The sequence below is a fragment of the Kitasatospora sp. NBC_00374 genome (assembly GCF_041434935.1).
In the GTDB taxonomy this organism is placed as follows: Bacteria; Actinomycetota; Actinomycetes; order Streptomycetales; family Streptomycetaceae; genus Kitasatospora.
This window is the reverse complement of record NZ_CP107964.1, coordinates 391,624-418,321: the sequence shown is the minus strand read 5'-3', so window position 1 is coordinate 418,321 and position 26,698 is coordinate 391,624. Positions and strand designations below refer to the sequence as shown.

Annotated in this window: 10 protein-coding genes; 9 read left to right on the top strand and 1 reads right to left on the bottom strand. The window is 73.3% G+C overall.

Going from position 1 to position 26,698, the window contains the following annotated elements:
* Positions 1-78: 78 nt before the first annotated feature.
* From OG871_RS01850 to OG871_RS01835, 4 genes are all read left to right on the top strand, one after another.
* Positions 79-2,247: a hypothetical protein gene (locus tag OG871_RS01850; protein WP_371493765.1), complete on the top strand. Its 2,169-nt coding sequence runs from the start codon at positions 79-81 to the stop codon at positions 2,245-2,247.
* A gap of 137 nt (positions 2,248-2,384) precedes the next feature.
* Positions 2,385-2,831: a YbaB/EbfC family nucleoid-associated protein gene (locus OG871_RS01845; RefSeq protein WP_371493764.1), complete on the top strand. Its 447-nt coding sequence runs from the start codon at positions 2,385-2,387 to the stop codon at positions 2,829-2,831.
* A complete protein-coding gene (locus OG871_RS01840; RefSeq protein ID WP_371493763.1) occupies positions 2,824-3,123 on the top strand; it encodes a hypothetical protein in 300 nt (99 codons plus the stop codon). Before OG871_RS01845 ends, OG871_RS01840 begins: the two co-directional genes overlap by 8 nt.
* A gap of 68 nt (positions 3,124-3,191) precedes the next feature.
* Positions 3,192-16,628 (top strand): hypothetical protein, encoded by a 13,437-nt coding sequence (locus OG871_RS01835; RefSeq protein WP_371493762.1) that lies wholly within the window; start codon positions 3,192-3,194, stop codon positions 16,626-16,628.
* Positions 16,629-16,722: 94 nt separating this feature from the next.
* Here OG871_RS01835 and eccD read toward each other — a convergent pair whose 3' ends face one another.
* Positions 16,723-18,105, bottom strand: a complete 1,383-nt coding sequence (gene eccD / locus OG871_RS01830; protein ID WP_371493761.1) for a type VII secretion integral membrane protein EccD — start codon at positions 18,103-18,105, stop codon at positions 16,723-16,725.
* Positions 18,106-18,300: 195 nt separating this feature from the next.
* Here eccD and eccCa point away from each other — a divergent pair, with 195 nt between their 5' ends.
* The 5 genes from eccCa to OG871_RS01805 all read left to right on the top strand — a co-directional run bounded on the left by eccCa (position 18,301) and on the right by OG871_RS01805 (position 26,666).
* Positions 18,301-22,254, top strand: a complete 3,954-nt coding sequence (gene eccCa, locus OG871_RS01825; RefSeq protein WP_371503193.1) for a type VII secretion protein EccCa — start codon at positions 18,301-18,303, stop codon at positions 22,252-22,254.
* 129 nt (positions 22,255-22,383) lie between these two features.
* Positions 22,384-24,798, top strand: a complete 2,415-nt coding sequence (locus tag OG871_RS01820; protein ID WP_371493760.1) for a hypothetical protein — start codon at positions 22,384-22,386, stop codon at positions 24,796-24,798.
* Positions 24,799-24,809: 11 nt separating this feature from the next.
* Positions 24,810-25,253 (top strand): hypothetical protein, encoded by a 444-nt coding sequence (locus OG871_RS01815; RefSeq protein WP_371493759.1) that lies wholly within the window; start codon positions 24,810-24,812, stop codon positions 25,251-25,253.
* A 61-nt stretch (positions 25,254-25,314) separates the two neighbouring features.
* Positions 25,315-26,178, top strand: coding sequence for a hypothetical protein (locus OG871_RS01810; RefSeq protein WP_371493757.1), 864 nt, complete (start codon positions 25,315-25,317; stop codon positions 26,176-26,178).
* On the top strand, positions 26,175-26,666 hold the full coding sequence (locus tag OG871_RS01805; protein WP_371493756.1) for a hypothetical protein: 492 nt from the start codon (positions 26,175-26,177) through the stop codon (positions 26,664-26,666). Before OG871_RS01810 ends, OG871_RS01805 begins: the two co-directional genes overlap by 4 nt.
* Positions 26,667-26,698: the final 32 nt, after the last annotated feature.

Here is a 26,698-nt window from a genome sequence, read left to right as displayed (position 1 = left end):
AGGCCGGGCGGATCCGACAGACCGTCCGGCCCCTCGGTGTCCCGCCGCGACCTGATCCCACCTCACCGGAAAGTAGCCATGGCGGAAGAGAAGCCGACTCCGAAGTCCCACCCCTGGGAGGACATGCTCAGGGCGTTCGCGGGCCAGAACCAGTCCACGATCACCACCCGCGAGGACGTGACCGCCGAGAAGTGGATCGGGTACGTGACGGTCACGACGGCCAACTCGTGGTCCCAGAACGACCGCAAGAAGAAGAGCGACTACTACCACTACTCCGGCTACGACATGTGGGCGGAGTGGGTGTACCCGGACCTGACGCCCAACGGTCTGCAGCACTACACCACCTTGGTGGGAGCCACATTCAACTGGCCCACCTGGGACGATCCGCCCGCGGGATCCAGCAACACCACGCTCGGGAACTTCGAATGGGCCGCGGAGAACATCCTGAGCCCGCTGATCTGGGGCTCCGGGGACAACGGCAGGACGAGCGCCGCCAGCTTCGACAACGCGGCGACCGCCATCGCGGGGCTGGACACCTGGTGCGGGCTGCAGCAGAAGAAGGTCCAGGGCTGGGCCGACTCCGTGGACGGTGCGGGAAGCGACTTCCAGGGCAGTGCCGCCGGCCGCTTCAAGGAGGTCCTGATCGGGCTCCGGAGCGAGTTCGACCAGGTGCACCAGCGGCTCGGCGGTGACAGCGGCAGAATCGCGGCGGGCCTGCAGCACGCCGGCGAGGCGCTGCGCACGGCGCACCGGACGATGTACAACGACGGCTACAACAAGTGGCGTTCGGACGAGCACATCCCCGACTTCGCCGGCGGGTGGACCTACAAGGAGGACAAGGGCTCACTCTCCTGGCCGCACGCCTGCCTGCGGCTGGCTTTCATGATGGAAACGGGGAACCTGACGCCGACGTACGACAAGGATTCCGACAAGGTCACCTGGGTGAATCGTGAGGGCGGCATCACACCGACGGACGGCGGCGACAGCCCGTTCGCGCTGGCTCTGGAGGCCACGGCCAAGCGGTGGTGGACGTTCTGGGCGGCGTGGACGCTCGACAGCGCGGCGAGGGCGGCGGACATCCAGTTGACGCGGGACTTCGGCACGGCGGCCGGGATGCTCGGCTCGTTCAAGCCACCCGCGATGATATTCCCGACCGACAAGCCGCCCGCCACGGAAGACTCGAAGACCGATGGCGGGCCCGGCGGCAAGGACGGACCGAAGGACGACAAGGGCCCGGATCTCGGGTCGATGGGCGCGGGTCCCCCGCCGCCGAAGACCAAGACCGGCCCGCCGCCGCCCGTGACGGGCAACCTCGGCGGCGTCGGCGGAGGCGGCGGCCAGTCGGCGCTCCTGGACAAGAACGGCAAGCCGCTGCTGGGCAAGGACGGCAAGCCGCTGACCGTGCCTCCCGGCACCAAGGTCAACGAGAAGGGCGAGCTGATCGGGCCCGACGGCAAGCCGCTGCTGGGCGCTGACGGGAAGCCCCGAATGGTGCCGCCGGGCACCACCATCGGGCTGCCGCCTCCGATCGGGAGCGTCTTCAAGCTCCCGGCGGGCTCGAAGGTGAACGAGGACGGCACCGTGACCGGGCCGGACGGTGCCAAGATCCGTGACGCCAACGGGAATCCGGTGGTGCTCGACAAGGGCTCGACCATCGACAAGGGCGGCGTCGTCCGCGACGCGGACGGCAGGACGGTGTCGCCGTTCGAGCAACTGCTGGCCGACCAGCAACGCGTGATCGCCAATCGCACCGCTGGTGTGCTGACGGGCGGGACCGGTGGCAGCGGGGCGAGCGGTGTGGGTCTGCCCGTCTCCTGGGGCGGCCTGGGCGACTCCATCGGCACGAGCCGCGTCGGCGAGTCCTTCGGAAACGGCGGCGGTACCGGGGCGTCGGGCGTGCGGACGGGCGGCATCACCGCGGGCCCGCCGACGGTCGGCGTGGGCGGGCGGCTGAGCAGCCTGGGCGTGGCCAAGGGCGCCGCCGCGATGGCCGAGGAGGCGGTCGCGGCGCGGGGCGTCGCCGCCCAGCGGGCCGCGGCGGCGACCGCCGCGGAGGAGGCCGAGCTGATGGGCCGCCGGGTCTCGACCACCGGCGGAGCGGGGGCCCCGATGGTGCCGCCGATGGGTGGCGCCGGGGCGGCAGGCGGGCAGGGCGAGAAGGAGCGGCAGCGCACCACCTGGCTGGCCGAGGACGAGGAGGTCTGGGGCACCGACGCCGGTGGCGTGACCGGGGTCATCGGCCGCTGAGCGGTTTCCCCGTGGCCGGCCGAACCTCCGGGCCTCGCCCGTCCGTAGAACAGAACGGACGACCCACAAGCCGGCGTGTTCCGGGCCCTCCCCATGGGGCCCGGAACGCGCCACGGGAAGAGACGGAGGTGCCGGCGATGTCGCTCTCGTACGCCGAGCAGATCGAACAGGCGATGGCCGAGCTGACCGAGCAACAGGCGCAGATGGCCTCGACGGCCAAGGAGTTGGAGGCTGCCACCGCCTCGGTGACCTCCAAGGACCGGATGGTCACCGCGGTGGTCGGGGCGCAGGGCCAGGTGGTCTCGCTGACCTTCCACACCTCGGCCTACCGCTCGATGGCGCCGGCCGAGCTGGGCCGGGTGATCACCGACGTGCTGAACACCGCGCGGGCCGACATCGCCGAGCGGGTGATCGAGGCGATGAGCTCGTTCAGCGGCCTGGGCGAGATGCTGCGCAGTTCGATGACCGGCGGGACCGAACTGGACGAGCTGCTGGAGCCGTTGCGCGCGATGCGGCCCGGCCACGCCGACGCGGCCGCGGAGGAGCGGCGCAAGCGCGAGCGGCAGGAGGAGTTCCGTGGCTAAGCAGCTCACCGCCCTCCAGGACCTCAACGCGGCGTTCGCCAAGTTCCCCGACATGTCGGACCTCGTCGACCTGATGGGGAGGAGGGCCGACGAGATCGACAAGTTCAACAAGGAGTCGGCCGGAAACGACGACATCGGGAAGACGTACCACAAGAACGCCGACTCACCCACCCGGATCCTGCACTCGCTGATCAAGGGTGTGCGCAACACGCTGAACAGCGCGGGAATGACCGGACAGCAGGCGGCCGCCCTGTTCGACAACGCCAACGAGGACGCCAACAGCGTGGTCTGACGCGCGCCGCCTGCCCGGCACCGGCCGTCGCCGTAGCCCCGACCCACGAACCGCCAGGAGTACCGACCGTGTCGATCATGCTGCCCGCGGGGCTGGCCAAGGTGTTCTCCCTCGTGAGCGGCATGAAGTGGCCCGAGGCCAACGAGGACAACCTCCGCACGGCCGGTGACGACTACCTGGCGATCGCGAACGACATGCCCGAGCTGCGCGGTTACGTCGTCGAGTTGATCAAGCGCTGCCTGGTGGAGTTCGAGGGGGAGGCCGCCACGCAGTTCGAGGCGCGGATGCGCCAGCTGATCGGTGGGGAGGACGGGAACGACGGTGTCGACTACCTGAGGGCGGCGCAGGAGTCGGCGAAGGAACTCGGCGAGTTCGCCCACAAGGTGGCCAACCAGGTCGAGTACACGAAGTGGATGATCATCGGCCAGCTCATCCAGCTGCTCGCCCAGATCGCCTGGGCGATCGCCAACATTCCGCTCACCTTCGGCGCCTCGCTCGCCACCATATTCGCGGCCCGGGCGGCGGCGGCGGAGATCATCAAGCAGGTCTTCCTCTGGCTGCTCAGGCAGATCGCGCTGCACGTGTTCCTCAGCGTCACCACCGGCCTGATGCTCGACGTGATCATCCAGGGCATCCAGATCGGCAAGGGCCACCGAAAGGAGTGGGACAGCGAGGCCACCCTTCAGACGCTCAAGTTCGCGGCGATCAACGGCCTGATCGCCGGGCCGCTGGAACTGCTCACCTTCGGCTTCGGCAAGCTCTTCGGGAAGCTGTTCGGCGGGGGCATCGGCAACCTGCTGAAGGCCGACCTCAAGGGCCTCGGCAAGGGGCTGGGCGGCGCCGCCGGGAACGTGGCCAAGAACGACGTCAAGACCCTGGCGGGCGGCGTCCTGAAGGGAGACCTCAAGGCGGCGGCGGGCGGCGCGCTCAAGAGCGACCTCAAGACGGTGGCCGGGAACGCGGCCAAGAAGGAGGCCGGGGCCACGGCGGCGGCAGCCGTCAAGGGCGGGACCAAGACCGTCGGCGGTAAGACAGCGGGCGCCGAGGCGAAGGCCGCCACCGAAAAGGCCGTCGGAGCAGAGGCCGGCGGCGCGGTGGCCAAGGACGTCGAGAAGAAGCTTTCGAACGTCGAGAAGTTCACCCAGGAGATGGGCAAGACCTTCGGGGACAGTCTGTCGAAGCTGGGCATCGGGAGGGAGGTCGCGAACCAGGCGGGCCAGAACTTCGCCAAGACGCTGGCTTCCAACGGTGCACGCTACGCCGTGGACCAGGGGACCGTCCGCAAGCTCCTGGACTCCGTCCTCACGGGTCTGTCGAAGGAGGAGCAGCGGGTCGTCAGCGAGCTGGCCGAGCGCACCATGCATCTCGCGAGCGGCCTGCGTCCCCAGACCGGACACCAGCTCCTCTACAAGTTCGGCGAGGGCCTCGGCATGTACCTCAAGGGGGGCATCCAGAACATCCTCACCGAGGGCACCTACAACGCGATCTACAACGAGGACCACGAGTTCCACGTCACCTGGGAGAGCTTCGTCGCCGGTGTCTCGATGGGGGCGATCACCCACTTCGGGCACCTGGCCACCGCGCCGCTCCAGCTCAAGTTCCAGAATCGGGTGCGCGAGTGGGACGCCGAGTCCGAAAAGACCAGCGACGCCCCGTACTACGGCCCGTTCCACACCCGCACCCTGCTGGCTCTGGCCGCGAACCTGAGCGGCCACCCGACGTCGCTGCTGATCCCCAGGCCGATGGGCCCCAAGGCCCGTGCGGCGCTCGGTCTCGACGCGCCCACGCCCGTCGGCACGGAGTCCTCGGGTGCGTCCCACTCCTCGAAGACCCCGGACCCCTCGAAGGCCCCGGACCCGGCCACGTCCTCCGGCCGTTCGGCCGGCGACTCGCAGGACCACTCCCGCTCGTCGACGGACGGTGCCACGAGCGGGTCGACGAAGGTGGTGTCGGACGGCGGCACCGACACCCCCGGCGCGCCGAAGCCCCCGGCGGAGAAGGACCTTCCGCCGACGCGCGTGGCCGAGACGGCCGGTACCCCCGTCCCAGTCCGGACCACGGACCACACCCCCGCCACCGGACACCCCACGACGCCGGCGGGCGGCGAGAATCAGTCGCCGCCGCGGGCCGATGCGGACGGGCGGCCGGCTCCGGGCGAGCACGGCCCGGTCCCGGCACCGGTGCCCGCCGACCAGCCGGTGCCGCCGCGGGCCACCGGCGACACCCCCGGGGCGACCGGGGACGTTCCCGCGCCGGCGGGCGAGAAGCCGCCGGCGCCGGTGCCCGTGCACACCCGGTCCGGTGCCGGCCACCGGCCGGACGCCGCGTCGGGGCCTGCCCCGCATGAGCGCGCGGACCACGACCTCGCGGACGGCCACAGCCCCGACGACGGTCTCGACCTGCTGCCGGTCGACCACCGGGCGGGGAGCGATCACCAGGAGACGCCCGCCCACGGCAGGCGCCTGACCGACTTCGGGAGCGCGCAGCAAGGGCGCTGGATCGCGGACCACGAGCTCCCGGTCGGTCGGCGGACGGGGATCGAGGACGCCCTCTCGCGGATGCCGGTCGACGTGACCAAGTACACCGTGGCCATACACATCGGGGAGAGCGGGGTCCCGAAGGTCGACGGCCGCACGCTCGAGCCGAAGGAGATGGCCGGGACGCTGCGGGATCTGGAGGCCTCGGGGGAGTGGGACCCCCACACCCAGACCGTCGAATTCGTCGCGTGCGGTGCCGGCCGGTCCGTCGAATCCGGTTACGTCCACAAGGTCATGACGGAGCTCTGGACGAGCGTCCCCGGCGCCCGGGCCAGGGCCGCCGACGGTCCGGTGTGGCTGGTGCCCTCGTTCTCCCGTCCCGAACACGGCGGGATGCAGGGTGGCCCCGGCCACCTGGTGGTGGCCACCTGGGTCGGTCTCGACGCGAACGGCCGGCCGGTCATCGAGGGTGGGGGGCAGTGGCACGAGTACCAACGCCCGCTCTCCGACGAGCAGGTACGGCTCCGGGAGGAGGGCACGCCGTGGTACCTGCGTGCGGATCCGGAGCAGCCGTCCGCCCCCGACCACTACACGTACACGGCCGCGAAGCCCGACGGCCGCAGGAATGAAATGCCGGAGGCCGTGGTCTTCGGCGACCCGCCGACCCCCGAGCAGGTGGCCGCCGGGACGAACCTGGCGCTTCGGCACCTCGGCGCGGCCATGACCGACCATCAGCTCCGCGAGTTCATGGGGGGGATCAAGAGCGGTACGTTCACCGGCAAGCGCGGCGCCGGCGGGATGCTCAGGAACCGTTCGGGGGAGCAGTTCGAGGACCTGATGCGTCAGGTGGGGAATTTCTACACGCACGCGGCAAAGGAAGCCGTCCGGCCGCCGGCCGGAGACCCGACGGGCGAAACCCTGCTGCTCTACCGAGCGGTCAAGATGAGCCAGGAAGCCCGGGCCGCCGGGGAGTTCCTGGAGCTGCTGCCCTCCTCCACCTCGTTCAACCCGGACTTCCACGAGCAGTGGACCACGAACGGCGGCGGGCGCGAGAACTACGCGCTCTTCGAGATCGAGGTACCGGTCTCGCACCCGATGCTGGCGCTGTCGTTCCCGCCCGGCCACACCCGGCTGCCGGGCGGCCCGGACGAGGTGAACCCCGGGCAGTCCGAGGTGACGCTCGGCCCGACCCGGCTGAGGGTGATCGGAGAGGCGCAGAACCAGGACGGCCTCGACGTCATCCGGGTGCGTGCGGAGCCCCTGGAGGTCGCCGACATCCGGACGGCGGTGCAGAACTGGTCGAGCGACATGTCGATGGAGGCCGCCTTCGAGGGGTTCTCCCGGCACTTCAGCGCCGACTCCCTGCGGGCCGCACACGGCCTTGAGCGCGACCAGCGGGTCACCGAATCGCTGTCGGAGGACGGCCGGCAGAAGACGATCGAGATCCGGTCACTCCACCCGAAGCTGGCCGGTCAGCACCTGACGGTGACCATCACGCTGGAGGAGGGCGGGTCCGTCTCGGTCCACTCCCGCAGTAGCGATGACGAGACCGACGGCCACAACCCGGAGCCGGCGGTCTACACCGCCTCGAACATCGACGGGGTGAGTGACTTCCTTCGTGGTGGCACGCTGGGCGAGCACCCCAGCTTCGAGGTGCTCGACCTTCCCGCCGAGTGGTACTCGACGGACCCGGTCCCGCGGATGGGCGAGGTCGGTGAGTCGTTCACCGCCTTCGGCGGCTCCGAGCACGGCTGGTGGCTGGGTGACTCCGAGCCGGCCCCGGCCGCGCGGGAGGCCCTGGCCGGGACGCTGTCGCGGTTCCCGTCCCGAGAGGGCGTGTTCACGGTCGCCGTGCACACGGATCCGGCGACGGGCATGCCGGTCCGGGACGACGTCACGCTCACCGAGGACACCCTGGTCGGGATCCTCGCGGGACTGCACGAAGGCGGTGCCTGGAACGGCACCGACCAGCTCCAGTTCGTCGCCTGCGGGCTGGGCGGCACCGTGGACCACGGCTACGTCACCGAGGTGATGCGACAGCTCGGCCTCGGGAATCTCGGCACCACGGCGATGGCCGCGACGGGAAGGGTGTACTTCGTCCCCCCGGCGGTCGGCGGCGCCGGCCGTGGCCATCTGGTGGTCGCGTCCGAGGTGGGCCACACCACCGATGGCCGGCCCGCGGTGGTGGTGGGCGGGGAATGGCTGGAGTTCCACCGGCCCACCGAGGCGGTCCCGGAGCCCGCCCCGCAGCGGCACGGGGCGTATCTCCCCGGCGACGGCGAGGCGAGCCGTCCCCTGCCCGACAGGTACGTGGCGGCGGATCCGCACCAACTGGACCGGGACAGGCCGCTCGACGGCGCGATGCCGTTCGGTGACGAGCCGTCGCATCCGGCGCCGTCGGAGCACGATCAGCCGGCGCCGGTGCACGACTCGACGGACATGCCGTCCGCCACCGTCCCGCACGATCCGCAGCAGACCCCGCCCCCGACGGGGGCCGACCGCACCGCGTCCGGGCACGCGTACCACTACACCGCCGCACCCGAGCACGTCCGGGCGGAACCGGCCGGCCGGGGCCAGGAGCAGTGGCGCGAGGCTCAGCGCGAGCTCCAGGACACCTACGACGGCAAGCTTGCCGAGGCGGCCGGGAAGCTGCAGTCGGATCCCGACGGCAGCGGCCGCGCCCATGACGCGCAGGCCGAGGAGGCGCTGCGCGAGGCCTTCGCCGACCCCGACGGACCGGTGCGCTTCCCCGAAGGCACCGGCCCCGGGCTGCCCACGGCCGTCTGGCAGCGCGCGAAGAACCTGATGTACGAGCAGTTGACGGCCCGGCCGCAGGACCGCGCGCAGATCCTGGCCGACCTGCCCGGCCTCACCCACCTGGCCGCCGTGCGCGAGGCGGCGGTCCGGGTCGCGATGGAGCGCTTCGACCGCACCGTGACCGAGTGGAGCGCCCCCCCGCGACTGCTCGACGACGTCAGCGGCGGCAGCGGGCCCGGGACCAGGCCGGGCGACCTGCCGCCCGCGACCCTGGAGCTGATCCGCCGCGACGCTGCGGTGCGGTTCCGCGCGCAGGCCGAGGGCGAGGTGGCTCGGCTCTACGCGGGCCCGGAGGACCTCACGGCGGCGCGCAACGCGCACGCACAGAGGGCCCTGGACCGCCTCACCGAGCACCTCGGGCAGGACCTCGCCTTCCGGGCCGACCACGAGAGCGCCCTCGGGACGGCCGACCACCTGGTCGGCCGCACGGAGGGTTCCTGGTACGACCGGCTCGACCCGACGGACCGGGAGCTGCTCCGGGCCCTCGGCGTGACGGAGCGTCCCGAACTCTCCGCGGACAGCCTCGTGCTGATCAAGGACTCGTTGCGCGAGCGGCTCTCCGCCGACTTCGACGAGATCGCCGGCCCGGCCGACGGGGCCGCCGGGCCGCGCCGGGAACGTGGTTCTGCCGCCGACCTCTTCGAGCGGGCGCTGGCCGGCCGCGCCGAAGCCCTGCCGCACGAGTTCGCCGTGCAGGCGGCCCGTGAGGCCGCGATCCGCAAGGCCTTCTCCGAGGTCGAGAAGGCGACCACGTCCTGGGGCGAGGACGCCGGTGCGGCGCACGTCGAGCTCGCGGACGGTTTCGGGGCCACCGCGTCGGACGTCCACCAGGCGCGCGGCACGGTCACCCGGGAACTCGCGGACGTGGTCGACCGGCGGATCGCGGACCACCTGAACCGGGCCGCGAAGGACACGGCGGAGCTCGCGAAGGACCTCGACGACCTCACCGGCACCGGCTCCGTGCACGACCGGCTGACGCACCAGGCCGCCCGGCTGGCGGTGCGTCGCGATGCGGGCGACGCCGCGCAGACGGCGGCCCGGGAGCACGTCGGGCTGTCCGGACACGGCACGGACCGGCTGAAGGAGGGCCACACCGACCGGATCGGCAAGGCCTTCGACGAGGTCTTCGGCAGGCCCGCAGACCTGGCCACCCGTCAGGAGCAGTGGCATGCCAGGCGGCAGGAGCTGAACGAGGAGCTGGCCGAGCACGCCGCCTTCGAGGCCGAGGCGGCGCCCGCACTGAACCACGCGGCCAAGGGCTTCGAGGAACTGGCGGCCCTGCACGCCCTCAACGAGGAGCTGGTCTCCTCCTTCAAGCGCGAGTACGGCGCCGACTTCTTCACCCGGTACCGCGAGCTGTGGAAGCTGGCGCACCTGGACGCGGCCGGGTGGCGCGCGCACGAACGCTCCCACGAGGACGCCTTCGCGCACCGGGAGTCCGCCCCGGCGACCGGGCCCACGGCCCTGGTGCGGACCGGGCCGGCGGCCGATCATGACGGGCCTGCCACGCGCCCCGGGCGGGACGACCTGGCCACGTCGATCGAATCGGCCCTCGGCGGCCCCGCCCGGCCGCCGGCGGCCGGGCCGCACCCGGACCGGCCCTCCGGCCCGGCGGCGACGTCGACGGAGCGGAGCTCGAACCCGGGCGACCAGGCGGTGCCGGCCCCGCGTCCGACGGAGCCGGTGACCGGTGGGCACGACGGTGCGGCGCACACCGCGGACAGCGGGACGGTGCTGGTCCGGGCCGGCAGGAGCCTGGGCCTGGACGAGACGGCGGCGGCCCGAGGTCTCCAGATGTCCTCGGGCGAGTTCATCGGGGACCGGAAGGTCAGCCGGAACACCCTCGCCGACGTGTACGCCCTGGCCACCCGCCTGGACGCCCTCGGCCTGCTCGACCCGGCGACGAAGTCGGCGGTCGACAAGCTGTACGACACCGAGCGCAACAAGCCCCCGTCCAGGCTTCCGAAGCCGGTCCCCAACGAGCGCACGGCCAGGCTCCCGTTCGGCCACGGGAAGGCGCTGACCGCGAAGCAGCTGGTGGACGTTGCCCCGCTGCTCCCGGCGGCGGCCGAGTTCCTGAGCCCCGTCCTGCGTCCTGGGCAGGCGGAGTCGCTGGGCGTACGGATCGGCGCGGACGTCGGCCCCGGGGCGGCGAACCGCCCCGAGGACGTCCGCGCGCTGGCCGAGCACCTGCACGACCGGGACCGCCTCGGCGCCGACGACCTCGCCGCGCTGACCTCGAAGTCCGACGGGCCGGCGTCGGCCGGGACCGCCGCGGCGCGGCTGCACGACGCCCTGCTGACCCTGCGCGCCGACCACCTGGCGGGGCGACTGGACCTGCCCGCGCCCGACAGCGGGCACAAGGTGGTCGCGGCGATGGGGCGGCCCGAGCTGCGGATGACCTGGCGGGTGGCCGGCGGGGCCGGTGAGCAGGGCAAGGCCGACTTCCTCCGGTGGGCGCGGGGGGAGACGGACGAGGTGCCCGCGATGTCCGAGGACACCACGCTCAACTGCTGGGAATCGATCTTGCTGGTCGCCCACCACGCGGGCGTGCTCCCCGCGGACTGGGTCCGCGAGACGTACCGGGGCTTCGAGGCCGACGGAACGTGGAACGACCGCCTCCGCGACCGGTTGTTCCCGCACGGCAGCAAGGTCTACGACGCCTCACTGGAGTACACGGCGCTGCCGCGGGCCGGGGACATCGTCGTCACCAGGAACGACAACAGCCATGTCGCGCTCGCCACCGGCCGCACCGAGAACGGCGTCCCGGTCGTGCTGAGCTTCGGCGTCTCCGTCGGTGAGAACGGTTCGGCCCACGACGTCATCCGGGTGACGGCCGACCAGGTCGATCTCTCCGTGGCCGAGTTCGGGCCCGGGCCCTGGTTCCGGGAGGGCGACGCCTCCGCGTCGGTGGCCGCGACGGACCACGCGCAGGTGTCCGTCCCGGGCATCCCCCTGAGCAGGGCCGTCGCCCGCGAGCTCGCCCACGAGGTCGGCACCGGCGTCCACTGGCTCGCCGACCCCACCGAGCGCGGACGGCCCGAGGAGCAGACGATCCTGCCGGTGCTCCACCGGATTCCGCACGACCCCGACCACTTCACCATCGCCTACCACAGCGACCGGGCCGACGGAGCGCCCACCTGGAACGGCTCCCCGGTGACGCCCGGGGTGGCGGCTGAGGCACTGGCCCGGATGCGCGTCGACGGCGTCTGGCAGGGGGAGCCGTTGCGGGTCCTCACCTGCCGAGGCAGCCGGGGCGGCGAGACCTCCTACGTCGCCGAGATGATGCGGGAACTGCACAGGCTGCTCCCCGATGAGGGCCTCCGCGTCCTCGCCTCCCCGGACTTCGTCCTGCTGGTGCCCGGGGAACAGCCCCGGGTGCTCGCCGCCCGGGCCGTGGGCTTCTCGGCCGACGGCGTTCCCCGGGCCATGACTCCCGGCCACTGGAACGAGCTGAGCCTCGACGAGCACGGGAACGTCAGGGTGGCGACGCGGGGCGAGGATCTTCCCGCCGGGCCGAGGCCGCAGGGCCGGGAGACCGCGGCGAACGAGGAGATTGCCCTGAACGGCCACGAGGCGGTCGTGCTCGGTGGCAAGAAGAAGAAAACGGCAGCCGTCGACCCCGACGACCCCGGACCGGAGGTGAACTCGGCGCCCGCCTGGCCGGAGCCGGGCCCCGGCACCGCCTCCACGCCGGTATTGCGCACGGGGATCACGCAGTTGATGGACAACCTGCAGACATCGTCGGACCGGCCCGGCAACGCCGAGTTCGGGCGGTTGACGAGGAGCCAGGGAGTCCAGGAGCGGATGGACGGGCCCGCGTACCTGGAGTTCGTCCAGCGCAGTACGCGTGACGACTACCCGCTCGGCTTCGTCGTCAACTCCATGACGGCATACGGGGAAGCCCACCGGATCCGCGAGGTCGTCGACCGGATCCTGGAAGGGGTCAGCGACGCCATGCGCTCGAGGGTGGCCTTCGTCATCGGGCTGAACGCGCCGTCGGAGGTTCCGGTGGAGCGGCTGAACGAGGCGGTCGAGCAGGCCCGGGCACTGGTGCGGGACCTGCGCGTCCCGATCGCCGTCGTCGGGAAGCAGTTCGACTGGTCGGTGTCGTCGAGCGGCAAGAAGTCCCCCCCTTACGGGACGCTGCGCAACGGTGTGCTCGACAGCGAACCGACGCACCAGCTGATCGACGCGATGATGGAGCGTGGGCTGCACCCCTACCTCTCGGTGCAGGACTACGACTTCGGCTCGCGCAGGGTGCCCTCGGGCGAGCACGTCTTCGACTACGTGGAGGCGGCTCTCCGCCGCCCCCAGCCGCGCCCGGAGCACCCCAACGCGGACCACTACGACCTCGACCTGCTCCGGGAGGAGGAAGCCCGGCCGTCGTCGAACAGGCCACTGGCCTTCAGCGGTGGCTACCGCATGCCCACCGAAGGGGCGGATCTGGCGAGGCTGATCGCCGACATCGAGAAGAAGCTCACCTCGTCCGAGCTGCCTGCCGGATGGGCCACCCCGGAGGGCCGGCAGGATCTCCTGGAGAGGTTCGGACGCCTGGTGGACGAGGACATGGCCGAACGCGACTGGCAGGCTTCGTACGCCCCGCTGGTGCCCTACGCGCCCGAGCCGAACCTGATGATCGACGGGTCCGCCGTGCGGCTGCGCACCCAGGACGGCAAGCCGTACCTCCAATGGGGCAGGGGCGGAGCGGAGTTCGAGGAGATCGGACGGCGGCTGAACCGCCTCAACGGCTGGGAGCTCCGGCGCCGCTACGAGCCGATGCTGGAGGGCCGGCCCGACTCCGTGGAGGTGACGAACTCCAGGACGAGTGCCCCCGAGGTCGTGGAGAACGGGGTGGAGCGGATCCCCGAGTTGGAGCGGGGGCGGGACGAGATCACCGAGCTGGTCCGCGCCGACGCTTCCAACAACCGGTTGCCGCACCGGGGCGAGGCGTTCCGGACCGACTTCCGCAACGGGGCCGTCGTCACCGACCTCGCCCGGATCGCCGCAGACTACTTCGAGAAGGTGCGGAATAAGGAGAACAACCCGAAGCCGAGCGACTCGGAGCCGACGGTGCTGCAGTCACACACCGGCTTGACGACGGTGCTGGGCCGGCTGTTCAGCAACGACTCCCTGCCCGGGGAGACGAAGGGGAATGCCAGGTCGGCGAAGGACGGCCTCAGCCTCGGTCCGTACCGGACCGCCTACCGCCCGGGCGACCTCGACACGTTCCTCAGGGACGAACAGCTCAGGCCGGGACCGGAGGGGCACGAACGCGGCACGCTGCCACCCAAGCAGGCCCGGCCGTTGGGCGATCACGCCAAGAACGTGCTGAGTCACTCGACGTCGGCATCCGTCGGAGGCGCGTTCCCGGACGTCAGGGCCGGCATTCAGGACGAGCACAAGGTGCTGGCCTCCCAGACGCTGGCGCTGTCGACCTCGTCGATCCGGCTGGGCCGCAAGCTCGCGCACCTGCGGTACGCCCCTGACCTGCTGGGAGATCTGGCGGTCACCAGGCCCTGGCCGGGAGGTCGCAGCTCCGTGCCGGCCGACGGCGACTGCCTCTACCACGCCGTCAACGCCGTTCTGCGTCCGGGCGAGGTCGGAGACCCGCTGGCGCTGCGCAACCTGGTCGTCGACTGGATGCTGGCCCCCGCGAACCTTCGACGGGTCACCGAGTTCGCGCGGGCGCGCGGGACGGCCTTCGACGAGCTGTTCCTGACGATCGCCCTGACCGGGAACTGGAACACTGCGGCGGGCGATCTGGCTCCGATGGCCGTCGCCTCGGCCTTGGGAGTGCGACTGCACATTCACACCGAGGACGGCTCGGAGCACGTGCTCGCTCCGCTCGATGGAGCAGAGTGGTCGCGGGAGGTCCATCTGTGGCTGGCCGGAAACCACTACTCCGACCGGCAGCCGGACGAGGCCGGCGGCGACCCGGACGTCGAAATGCTGGACGTCGGCGGACCGAAGCGGCGGCTCGACGACGATGACGCCGACGACGGTAACCGGAACCGGCGCGGCTGGGCCGGCGGTGACTTCCAGACGCCTCCGGCGCCCTCCGACGGGACGGTGGTGGCCCCGCAGCCCAAGGCCCCGCACGGCGGCACGGCGCCGCCGGACACGCCCCTGCACCAGCGGGTCCAGGACCTGGAGCACCTCGCCCCCGAGATCCGCCAGGAGCTCGCGAACGACACCCGGTTCGTCGACAGCCTGCTGCGTGAGCTTGGGCCGAAGGACTTCGCACAGGCGGCGGCCCGGTTGATCGTCGACGTCGACCCCCGTGCGCACGAGCCCGTCTCCGCACGCCGGGAGGCCTACGCCCAGGTCGCGCGGATGCTCCAGGACAGGGACGTCGCCGCAGGCCTACTGGCGAACGGTGTCCGGGTGGTGGTCGTGCCCCGGGACGTCCCGATGACCGACGTGGTGGGATTCGAGAGCCTGCGCGGCCTGAGGGCCGCCGGCGACGCCGGTGGCGACCGCCACTGGGACACCGTCCGAGGCTCCAGCGGCAAGGTCGTGGCCGTGACGGAGGAGAACCTCCTCGGTGCGGAGACGGAGATCGGCACGCAGGTCTACCCCGAGGGATACTCCACCACCACCCACGAACTCGCCCACGCCATCGAGAGGTTCGGGCTGACCGGCGATGAGACGAAGCTCATCGAGCAGACCTACCTGACCAGGCGCGGCGAAGACCCCCACCAGGAGGGCGACGACAAGGCCTGGCCGGACGGCAGCCGGCGCAACGGATCCGGCAAGGTGGTCGGCAACTACTCGTCGGCCGACGAGCACGAGTACTTCGCCCAGCTGACCAACGCCTACCTCGGCACCAACCACGGGAACGACCCGACAACCGGCAAGCCCCGCAACAACGGTGCCGACTGGGCCAGGAAGAACGCACCCGAGTTGTTGCCGCTGCTGGTGAGGCTCTACGGCCCCGACCCGCAGGCCCTCCACCCGTCGGCTGCCAACCCGGTCCGCGCGACTCGGGCGGACGAGGAGATGCTGCTCGGCTTCCGCGAGTTCATGAGCGGCCCGGGCGCCGAGCCGGGCACCGAACCGGCCCCCCGGCACGCTCCGGACCCGGAGCCGTCCGCCGCACCCTCGGGGCCCCCCGTGCGGGCGTCGCTGACCGAGGCCGACCTGGTCGAGCACGTCCTCAACCCGGCCGGCCCACGCGATGTGCTTCCGCCGCCCAAAGGTGAGACGGCGTCGAAGCCGGCCAAGCAGAAGCAGGCCGCGGCACCCCCAGAGCCGCGTCCCGGTTCGCCGACAGCGGCGAACGCCGCGCTCGACCCGTTGCTGGAGCCGCTCTTCAGGACGATGGACGATCTGAAGACCTTCGCCGTTGTCAGCCTGACCATGAAGGACGACCCCGCCAGGAAGTGGCAGTCCGACGCCTTCGTGAGCGGCTACGACAAGACCGTGAACAGAACGACACCGTCCTATCAGGCCGCCTTGGCCTGGAAGGATCTGAAGCAGGTCGACAAGCAGCTGAACGACGCCGAGGTCAAGGCGATGGCCGCCGTGCACGCGACGATGAACTCCTGGAAGTCCCGGACACCACCCAAGCCACCGGAGAAGTCCACCGAGCTGCCCGTGGTCACGATTCCTCCGCAGCCCGAAGGCGTCCTAAGCGTGATCTCCACGCGCGGCACCTGTGACAGCTGCCGGTACGTCGTCGACGACTTTCTGCAGAAGTACCCGGGGATGAGTGCCTATGTGGGCTATGCGCTCAACGTGGACACCAGGAGAACCTTCACGACCAGTTCCAGGGCATCGATCGACAGCAAGAGGGAGGTCGGGCTCACCTACGGTTGGAGCGACGCCACCGAGCTCAACTCCACGAACCCGGCGGTTCCGGACGCCCAACGAATCGTCTTCAAGTACTTCCCGTCGGTGCAGGAGGTCCGTGCGGCGGCCGAGCGCGCCGCCGCCGAGGCCGCCGCCGCAGCCGCGCGCGCCCTTGCGGAGCAGCCGACCAGGGACTTGGAGCTGATCAACGGCCTCCTGAAGCCGCCGGTGGCAAGGGCCTTGATGCGGGAGGTGACGGCCTTCGGGAATAGCGCGGGCACCCAGTCCTTCACCACGTTCGTCGACACGGCCATGAAGAAGACCCCGTTGCCCTGGAAGTCGACCAAGGCTCTGCTTGACGCCCTCCAACGCTGGTACGACAGGGGCGAGGATCGGCCGGACATCATCGGCGCGTAGCGGAGTTCGGGGCCCGGCCGCGTCGGCCGGGCAGGGAAACGGCAGCGGCGCGTCCGGCGAAGCGAACGCGCCGCTGGAAAGCCGTGGCCCCGGGTCAGCCGCCCAGGCCGCGCAGGGTGTGGTAGACGCCGCAGGCCTGGAGGGCGAGGGGCAGCAGGGCAAGAGCGCCGAGGGTGTGGACGATGTCCGCGATGCGGCCCCAGTAGGGGAGCAGGCGGCGGCCGGGGATCGTCCAGGCCGCCACCAGGAGGGAGACGGCCACGGTCAGCAGGCTGCCCAGCAGGACGAGCCGCTCGCCGGCCGAGGAGGTCGTCGCCTGGCGGGCGAGGAGCACGGCGGCGCCGTACACGCCCGGCAGGAGCAGGCTGAGCCGCTGGCGGATGCTGCCGATCGCGCGTGCGTGGAGCAGGAGCAGCAGGCTGAGCGCGCCGGCCTCCGCCGGGCCCGCCCAGCCGTCGGCGAAGGGCAGCAGGGTCAGACAGGCCGCGCAGACCGCTCCGATCGCGGTGTAGAGGGCCATCAGGTAGTCGTCCGCGACCAGGCTGCGCGGCAGCACGGCGTCGGCCGGGAAGGGCTCGATGTTCTCCTGGAGCTCCTCCGCGTTGCGCGGCAGCATCGGCAGCCGCAGGCCGGAGAGCCGGAAGGCGAACGACGGGACGAACGTGCCGACCAGCACCGCGAACACCACGATCACCGCGACCAGTTGGTCGGGCGTCAGGCCGGCCAGGACCAGTACGCCGGCCAGCACGCCGAAGCCGGCCGCCAGGACCAGACCCAGGAAGAGCGGCGCGGCGCCGCCGACGGCCGCGAGGGAGAGCACCGCCGCACCGGCCGCCGCCGAGGCGGCGGCCAGCACCCGGGCGCCGAGGAGGTCGTCGCCGCTCGGGCCGCCGGGCAGCAGCAGGGCGGCCAGCGCCAGATACGGCACGGCGGCGGCGCCCAGTGCGGCGCCCGCGCCGGCGTCGGCCATCGCGCGGGAGGCGCTGGCGGCGCCGAGCAGCAGCAGCACCGCCGTGGCGGCGGCCGCCGCCACCCGCGCGATGGCCGGGCCGGGCAGGGCGAGCAGCACCCACCCGCCGGCCAGGGTGAGCAGGGCCACCGCGATGGCCAGCCGGCGGGTCAGGGTGGGCCGCCAGCTGTCGCCGCGTTCGTTCATCCCGGTGGCCACGCCGTCCACCAGGTCGTCGAAGTGCACCGTCGGCAGGGCTTCGTGGCGTGGTCGCAGGTAGAGCGTGTCGCCGTCGCGCAGGTTCAGCGCCTCGGCGCTCTGCTCCTCGTCCAGCGGGTCCTCACCGAGCCGCTGGAGCGTCCAGCCGCCGTGTTCCAGCCCCTCCTCGGCCAGTGCGGCGCCCGCGTGGCCGAGGACTGCCGGCAGCAGGTCGGCGAGCGGAACGTCGGCGGGGACGGCGAGGTCGAAGGCCGCCCCCGGCGCGTGGAACCTCAATCGGCACAGTCCTGCCACGACACTGCTGCTCACGCCACTCCTCCGGTACGGGTCCGTCCGTCTGCTTCCTCTCCCTGTCGAACGGGCAGCGCGGCGCGACGCGTTCAACCGCGACTGAACCCCGGGCGGCCCGCGGCCCGTCACCCTGGGAGGACGGCCGTGGCAGTGAGGAGCCCTGACGTGAGTGTGGTGCTGATCAACCGGACGCCCCGGCGCCCGGGGCCCGAGATGCCCGACGGCGAGGTGCAGTTGCAGGAGCCGCCGAGCCTGCCCGAGAAGCAGAGCGGCATGGCGAGCGTGATCAGCATGATGCCGATGGCGCTCGGCTCGCTGTCCATGGTCTTCATGTTCCTGCACCCGGGCGGCAGTGAGGGCGGCGGCGCGCTCAGCTACGTCGCGGTCGGCATGATGGCGCTCTCCGCGGTCGGCATGCTGGTCACCCAGCTGATCCGCGGCTCCAGCGACCGAAAGCAGCTGCTGCGCGCCGAGCGGCGCGACTACCTGCGCTACCTGTCCCAGGTGCGCCGCCAGGCCCGGCGCTCGATCGACGCGCAGCGCAAGGCGCTGGCGTGGCGGCACCCGGCGCCCGGCGAGCTCTGGTCACTGGTGGGCACCACGCGCCTGTGGGAGCGGCGGTCCGCCCACCCGGACTTCAGCGACGTCCGGATCGGCCTCGGCGCCCAGCGCCTGGCGACGCCGCTGGCCCCGCTGGCCACCAAGCCGGTCGAGGACCTGGAGCCGCTGTGCGCGCACGCGCTGCGGCGCTTCATCCACGCCTACGGGACGGTGGCCGACCAGCCGATCGCGATCCACCTGCGCGGCTTCGCCCAGCTGCTGCTGCGCTCCGACGACCCCGACGCTGCCCGGGCGCTGGTCCGGGCGGTGCTCGCCCAGCTGGCCGTGGTGCACGGGCCGGACGAGCTGCGGATCGCCGTCGTCGCCGCGCCGGAGCAGCGCGCCGCGTGGGAGTGGGCCAAGTGGCTGCCGCACGCGCTGCACCCGAGCGACACCGACGGGGCTGGCCCGGTCCGGCTGGTGGCGGGCAGCCTGGTCGAGGTGGAGCAGTTGATCGGCGAGGAGTTCACCGGCCGCCCCGGCTACGAGCCGGACGCCGTGCCCAACCGCGACGAGCCGTTCACCGTGCTGGTGCTCGACGGGCCCGGCGCGCACGCCGGCAGCCGGGCCGCGCTGGCCGGCTACCGCAACACCGTACTGATCGACCTCGCCGAGAACCTGGAGTGGCGCCCGGCCCGGACCACCCTGCGGCTGCGGATCGACGGCGGACGGCTCGCCATGGTCGGCGCGGACCGCAACCGCAAGGACGTCGACACCGACCTCGGCCGCCCCGACGCCCTCACCCGGCTCGCCGCGACCAGGCTCGCCGCCCTGCTGGCCCGCTACCGGATCGCCGACACGGTGGACGTCGCCGAGCCGCTGGCCACCGACTTCGACCTGACCGCGCTGCTCGGCATCCCCGACCTGCACGCGGTGGACGTGGAGGCGCTCTGGGCCCAGCGCGGCATCCCCCAGCGGCTGCGGGTGCCGCTCGGGCTGGGCCCGGACGGCCGCCCGGTGGACCTCGACCTCAAGGAGTCCGCGCAGGGCGGCATGGGCCCGCACGGCATGCTGATCGGCGCCACCGGCTCCGGCAAGTCCGAGCTGCTGCGCACCCTGGTGGTGGCGCTGGCGATGACGCACTCCTCCGAGGTGCTCAACTTCGTGCTGGTGGACTTCAAGGGCGGCGCGACCTTCCTCGGCCTGGACACCCTGCCGCACACCTCGGCGGTGATCACCAACCTCGCCGACGAGGCGGGCCTGGTCGACCGGATGCGCGACGCGCTGCACGGCGAACTGGTCCGCCGTCAGGAGGTCCTGCGCGAGGCCGGCTACGCCTCGCTGCTGGAGTACGAGACCGCGCGGGCCGCGGGGACGCCGCTGCGGCCGCTGCCCACGCTGTTCCTGGTGGTCGACGAGTTCAGCGAACTGCTCGCCGCCCACCGCGACTTCATGGAACTGTTCGTGATGATCGGACGGCTCGGCCGCTCGCTCGGCGTCCACCTGCTGCTGGCCTCGCAGCGCCTGGACGAGGGCCGGATGAGCGCGCTGGAGTCCCACCTCTCCTACCGGATCGGCCTGCGCACCTTCTCCGCGATGGAGAGCCGCGGCGTCCTCGGCGTGCCGGACGCCTACCAGCTGCCCTCCCAACCCGGCAACGGCTTCCTGCGCAGCGACATCTCGACCCTGACCCGGTTCAAGGCCGCCTACGTCTCCGGGGCCTACCGTCCCAAGCGCCGCGCCGCCCAGCAGGCGGCCCTGGCCGGCCAGGTGGTCGCCTACGGCACCGAGTACCTGACGCCACGTCAACTGCCGCAGCCGGTTGCCGAACCGGTGGAGGAGCCGACGGCAGGCTCGCTGCTGGAGCTCGCCGCCGACCGGCTGCGCGACGCCGGGCCGCCCGCCCACCGGGTCTGGCTGCCGCCCCTGGACGTCCCGCCCACCCTGGACGAGCTGCTGCCGCCGATCGTCCCGCACCCCGAGCGCGGCCTGACCACGGCGGACGCACGCGCGCACGGCGCCCTCGGCGTCCCGGTCGGCGTGATCGACCGCCCCTTCCACCAGCTGCGCGACCTGCTGACCGCCGACCTCTCCGGGGCCGGCGGCCACGTCGGCATCGCCGGCGCCCCGCAGAGCGGCAAGAGCACCCTGCTGCGGACCCTGATCACCGGCCTCGCGCTCACCCACACCCCGCGCGAAGCCCAGTTCTACTGCCTGGACTTCGGCGGCGGCACGCTCTCCGCCCTGCGCGGCCTGCCGCACGTCGGCGGGGTGACCGGCCGGCACGACGGCGAGCGGGTACTGCGCACCGTCGCCGAGGTGAACGGCATCATCACCCGGCGCGAGAAGTACTTCGCCGAGCTCGGTATCGACTCGATCGCCTCCTTCCGCCGCCGCAAGGCCGCCGGCGAGCTGCCCGACGACCCGCACGGGGACGTCTTCCTGGTGGTCGACGGCTGGAACACGCTGCGCCAGGAGTTCAGCGACCTCGTCCAGCCGCTCACCCTGATCTCCCAGCGCGGCATCAACTACGGCGTCCACCTGGTCGTCGCCACCACCCGCTGGGGCGAGATCACCGGCGGCCTGCGTGACCAGCTGCAGACCCGCTTCGAGCTGCGGCTCGGCGACTCCGTCGACTCGGTGGTCAACATGCGTGCGGCGGCCAAGGTCCCCAAGGTGCCCGGCCGCGGCCTCACCGACGAGCAGCTGCACTTCCTCACCGCGCTGCCCAGGACCGACGGCTCCGGCCGCACCGACGACCTCGGCGAGGGCGTCGCCGACCTGGTCGACGCCGTCGCCGCGCACTGGACCGGCCCGCGCGCGCCCGAGGTGCGGATGCTGCCGCTCACCCTCGACGCCGCCGAACTGCCCGCCCCCGATGGCCGGTTGCGCGTACCGATCGGCCTGGAGGACACCGAGGTCGCGCCGCTCTGGCACGACTTCGAGGAGAACCCGCACCTCCTGCTGGTCGGCGACAGCGAGTCCGGCAAGACCAACCTGCTCAAGCTCATGATCCGCGCCATCACCTCGGCCTACACGCCCGCCGAGGCGCGGATCATGCTGGTCGACTACCGGCGCGAGCTGTACGACGCGGTGCCGGAGGCGTACCGGCTGGGCTACGCGGTCGCGGTCGACAACCTCCGCCAGATCGTGGACGGCGCGTCCCGCGCGATGAAGAACCGCATCCCGCCCGCCGACATCACGCCCGCGCGGCTGAAGCTGCGCGACTGGTGGGAGGGGCCCGAACTGTTCATCCTGGTCGACGACTACGAGCTGGTGGGCACCGGCTCGGGCAGCTCGGGCAGCTCGGGCAGTCACCCCTTCGCGGCACTCCTCGAAGACCTCGCCCAGGGCACGGAGATCGGCCTGCACCTGGTGGTCGCCCGCGGCGCCAACGGCATCGGCCGAGCCCTGAGCGACCCGCTGCTGCGCAAGCTCCAGGAGGTCAACTCGCCGTCGCTGCTGCTCTCCTGCCCGCCCTCGGAGGGCCACCTGTTCGGGAACCTCAAGCCCCGCCAGTTCCCCGCCGGACGCGGCCTCTACATCACCCGCCGACGCACCGTGCAGGTGCAGACCGGCCGCCTGGTCGAGGCGGCCGGTGAACCGGACGGGACGGCGGGCCCGTAGTCCCCGCCGGGCCCGTCCACCCGCCCGGCGGGCCCGTCCACCCGCCCGGCGCACCGACCAGCCCGGCGCACCGACCGGGCCGGACGTATCCACCCAGAGCAGGCGCATCCACCAGAAAGGAGGCCGACCATGATCCCGCCGGCATCCGGGGCCGCCGGGCCGTCCACGCTCCGCGCGATGGGCCCGCACTTCGTCATCGCACCGCCCGCCGCCGAGCAGGCCGGGCTGGCCGCCGCCCTCGACCCGGTGCGGGCCGAGCCCGGGACGGTGCTGCTGCTCGCCGCCGCCGCCGACGCCGCACCCGTCCTGAGCACGTCGCTCGCGGAACTGGCCCGGGCCGCGTCCGGGCGCGGTGCCGACACCCTGGTCCTGGCCGCCTCCGGGCTGGCCGCGACCGGGACGGACGGCCGGCGCCCCGCCGAACTGCTCGCCCGGCGAACGGGGCTGACGGTGGTCGGGCCGGACGCCGTGGTCTCCGTCGAGGCCGACGGCACCCTCCAGGTGCCGGGCGGCTCCTGGTGGCGCTGTCGGCCCGGCGGCCCGGCCGAAGCGCTCGGCGAACGCTGGCCGGCCGCCGCCACGATTACCGCCCTGCCCGGCGGCGCCTTCTGGGTGACCGGCACCGCCCCGGCCGCGCGGCTCCCCGTCCTCGACCGGGCGGCAGGCCAGGACGGCACCCTGCTGCTCGTGCTCGGAGAGCCCGGCGGGCGGCTGCCCACCGGCGGCCAGCTGGCCAACGCCGCGTCCCTCCTGCTCGCCGCCGCCGGCGACGCCGTGCCCACGCTCAGCGCGCCCTGGGGAGAGCCGATCGAACTGGTCGACCTCGCCGCGGTGCTGGCGGCCTCGCTCGGCCGCGAGGTACGCGCGGCCGTCGGCCTGCCGGTCGGCCACGGCACGCCCCCCGGCACCGCCCACCGCAGCGTCCACGTGGCCGCGGACGGCACGCCGGGCTGGGAGCCGTACCTCACCGAACTGTCCGCCTGCCCGGTCGGCCGCACGGTCACCGCAGTCGGCCGGCGCAGCCGGCCGGACGGTCCGGCGGCCCCAGGTCTCGCGCGCTACCCGGCCTTCCCCGGCTGGGAGTTGGAGGCGGTCGCGGCCGGCCTCTGGCTGCACCCGGAGGGGACCGCGGACCGCGGCCCCCGGCTGCGCCGCCCCGACCCCGGGCAGCCGGTCCTCGTCGTCGGCGCCCCGGGACAGCCCGTCACCCAGGACGTCTGGGACCACCTCGGCGGCCTGCTCGCCGGCCTCCCCCCGCTCGACGAGGCCCCCTCCGGGACGGCACGCCTGGCGCTCCTGGTGGCCGGGACGACGGACCTGGAGTCGGACGCGGTGGGCAGGTTCTGCGCGCGGATGCACGGGCTCCACTGGCTGGAGGCGGAGCGGGCGGTGAGACCGCCCGCCGTGCCGCAGCCGACGGAGGTTCCTCCGGTGGCGACGGCTACGGCCATGGCGGTGGCCACGGTCACTGAAACGGTGACCGAGACGGTGACCGAAACGGGGACGGAGACGGGGACAGAGACGGAACCGGAGACGGAGACGGCGGTGGTCACGGCTACGGTCGTGCAGACGTCGGCGTCCGAGGCGGTGCCCGCGCCTGACGCGCCCGCCCGGAACGAGACCTCAGGCGGGCCGCCGGGACCTGCCTGGGTACCGGCGCCCGCCGCCGCTGCCCCCCTCGCGTCCGGGCCCGCCGATCCTGCCGGGGCCGCCGCCCCCGAGCCGGACCCCGTCCCCGCACCCCCGCCGGCCGAGGCCGGGCCCACCACTCTGGCCCAGGACCGTGCGGTGCTGGTCGCCGCACTCGGGCCCGCGTACCAGCGCTGGGCCCGGCGCGCCGACGACGCGACGACCCGCCTGCCCGGTCTTCGCGCGCTCACGGACGACGACCCGCGGCCCGAACTGGTCGCCGTCCTGCTGCACCACACCGACGCCGGCCTCCCGGCCGGACGGGCCGAGGTCACCGCGGCGGCGCGGGCGGCCGCATCCGGCCCGCTCGGCTCCTACCTGCGCTGCCTCGCCGCCGGTCTGCGCCGGCTCCCCAGCCACTACGGCGGCGTGGTGGCCGCCGCCCCGGCCGGACGGTCCGACCCGGCCCGCTATGCCCCCGGCACGGTCCTGACCGAGCCGGCCCCCGTGAGCGGGATCGCCGCCGTGGGCGCCGACCTCGGCGAGGATGTCGGGATCGAGTTCGCCATCTGGTCCGTCCGCGGGCGCCGCACCTCGGCCTTCGGCGAGCCGGGCGAGCAGCCGACCGTGGTCTTCGCGCCGGGGAGCAGCTTCGAGGTGGTGGACGTCGACCCGCCGGACGCCGCCGCGGGTCGCCCGGCGCGGGTCCTGCTGCACGAGGTCGGCGGCATCCGCCCGGCCCCGGACCGCCTGCGGGCCTGGCTCGGCCGGCGGGACGCCGTCGCGCCCGCCGACCGGATCCGCCTGGCCCACCCCGCCCGCTTCCGTCTCGACCTGGGGACGGCCGCCGACCCCGACGGTGAACCCCGGAGCACCGCCGGCCCGTCGGAGGAGACGAAGGCCCAGGATGTGTGAGGAGTGCGCGGATGGCTGAGACGGTGCAGGGCGGATTCGAACTCGCGGCGGTGTTCGACGTGGTGGATCCGCTGACGGGCCCGGGCTTCGCGCCGGGGCGTCCGCGGATCGAGGCGGGTGCCGGGCGTGAGGCCGTCGCCCGGTATCTGCGCGAGGGGACGGCCGTGCTGCTGACCCCGATGCTGATGGACGACGTGGTGGAGCCGGAGCGCGGCGGCGTGGTGCCGATGGGCTTCCGCACCGACGGGCGGTGGATCTGGACCGACACCGTGACCTACTACCTCGACGAGTACGGTCTGGCCCCCGAGGCGGGCCTGCTCGCGCACGTCCGGGCGCAGGGCGACGACCTGCCGGCCGTACCGGAACCCGAGGTGCTGGAGCGCGCGGTGGCGTTCATCCTGACCCCGCCGGAGCCGCAGGACGCCCCGGTGTGGACCGTCGGGCAGGAGATCTGAACCTCGGCGGGCGTGCCGTCCGTACCTCCCCACAGGAGTGTCGTCGAGGGCAGGGGTTGAAGTGGGCGAGGAGAGGCGCGGTGCGCAGGCGCAGGGAACAGCCGGGTTCCGGCTCCCCGAGGTGAACTGGGCCGTGGCGGCGGAGGCAGGAGCGGAGGAGGAGACCTCCGCGGCGGAGCAGGCCGGTGTGGCCGCACAGCCGGCCGGTGCCCCGGCGGGCGTGATCGGCGGCGCAGGCGCGGTGTCCGGTGCCGCGCCCGCCGTGCCCCCACCGCCGGCCCCGCCCGGGGCCGTCGCCGAGGCCGGACCGTCGGCGGCCGGCACGGCGGAGGCACTGGCCAACGCCGTCCCGGCCGAGTCCGGCCCCGACGCGGACGCCGGGGCGCCCGGCCCGAAGCCCGGCCGGGTGTCGCGGCCGATGATCGCGGCGGCCGTCGCGGCGGGGCTAGTGCTGGTCGGCGGCTCGGTGGTGGCGGCCAGGTTCGGCGCGGCCGAGCCGAAGCACGGGCCGGCGCAGGCGGACGCCCCGCCGGCCGGGTACGGTCCGCAGGGCGGCGACGGCGGCAACGGCTTCGTGCCCGGGTTCGACGAACACGGCGGCAGCGGCGGGGCCTCGGCCTCGCCCGGGACGACGCCCGGTTCGTCCGTGCCCGGCGGGGAGACCGGCCCGGTCACGCCCAGCCCGGGCGACCAGGTGCCCGCAGCCGATGCGCCCGCGGCCGGCCAGGGGGCGGCTCCGGCGGCGCCCCGGCCGCGGGCCGGCCGGCGCCCGGGTCCGCCGGGGCCGCGAACTCCACCGGCGCCGGCGCGGTGGCGCCGGCCCCCGGAGCCGGCGGCAACCCAGCCGGCGCTCCGCAACAGCCGGCGCCGCCGAAGCCCGTCTCCAACCCGGCCCCGGCCCCGCCCCCGGCCCCCGCCCCCGTGATCGCGGTGGCCGGGCCGTACTGCGGCGGCAAGGGCGTCTCGTACAGCCAGGGCAAGTGGTTCGACCAGGGCATCTCCGGCTGGAGGAGCAACTCCGGCGGCTGGAGCGGCGACGGCTGCAACGGGACGTACACCTCGGTGCCCATGTCCGGTGCGGCGAACAAGGACGACGGCAACTCCGTCGTGTGGACCTTCAACCTCGGCAAGGTCTCCAGCTGCGCCCTGGCCGTCTACATCCCGGCCGACGGCGACGTGAAGAAGGTCGGCGGCAACCCGACCTACTACACCGTGCAGAGCGGCAGCTCCTCCGGCTCCTTCTCCATCAACCAGACCGCCAACCGGGGCCGTTGGGTGAACCAGGGGACGTATCCCTACCACGGCTCGCTCTCCGTCACCCTGCACACCCGCGGCCTGGACTGGCACGACAGCACCAAGACCTACGCCCACCACGCGGCGAGCGCGATCCGGGCCACCTGCACGCCCTCCTGAACCAGCCCCACCCCCATCACCTCGACGAAGTC

Excerpts from the sequence above, each read along its gene's own strand:
- OG871_RS01850 (WP_371493765.1), top strand. The coding sequence starts at position 79 with ATGGCGGAAGAGAAGCCGACTCCGAAGTCCCACCCCTGGGAGGACATG.
- OG871_RS01845 (WP_371493764.1), top strand. The coding sequence starts at position 2,385 with ATGTCGCTCTCGTACGCCGAGCAGATCGAACAGGCGATGGCCGAGCTG.
- eccCa (WP_371503193.1), top strand. The coding sequence starts at position 18,301 with ATGCCCGACGGCGAGGTGCAGTTGCAGGAGCCGCCGAGCCTGCCCGAG.
- OG871_RS01820 (WP_371493760.1), top strand. The coding sequence starts at position 22,384 with ATGATCCCGCCGGCATCCGGGGCCGCCGGGCCGTCCACGCTCCGCGCG.
- OG871_RS01815 (WP_371493759.1), top strand. The coding sequence starts at position 24,810 with ATGGCTGAGACGGTGCAGGGCGGATTCGAACTCGCGGCGGTGTTCGAC.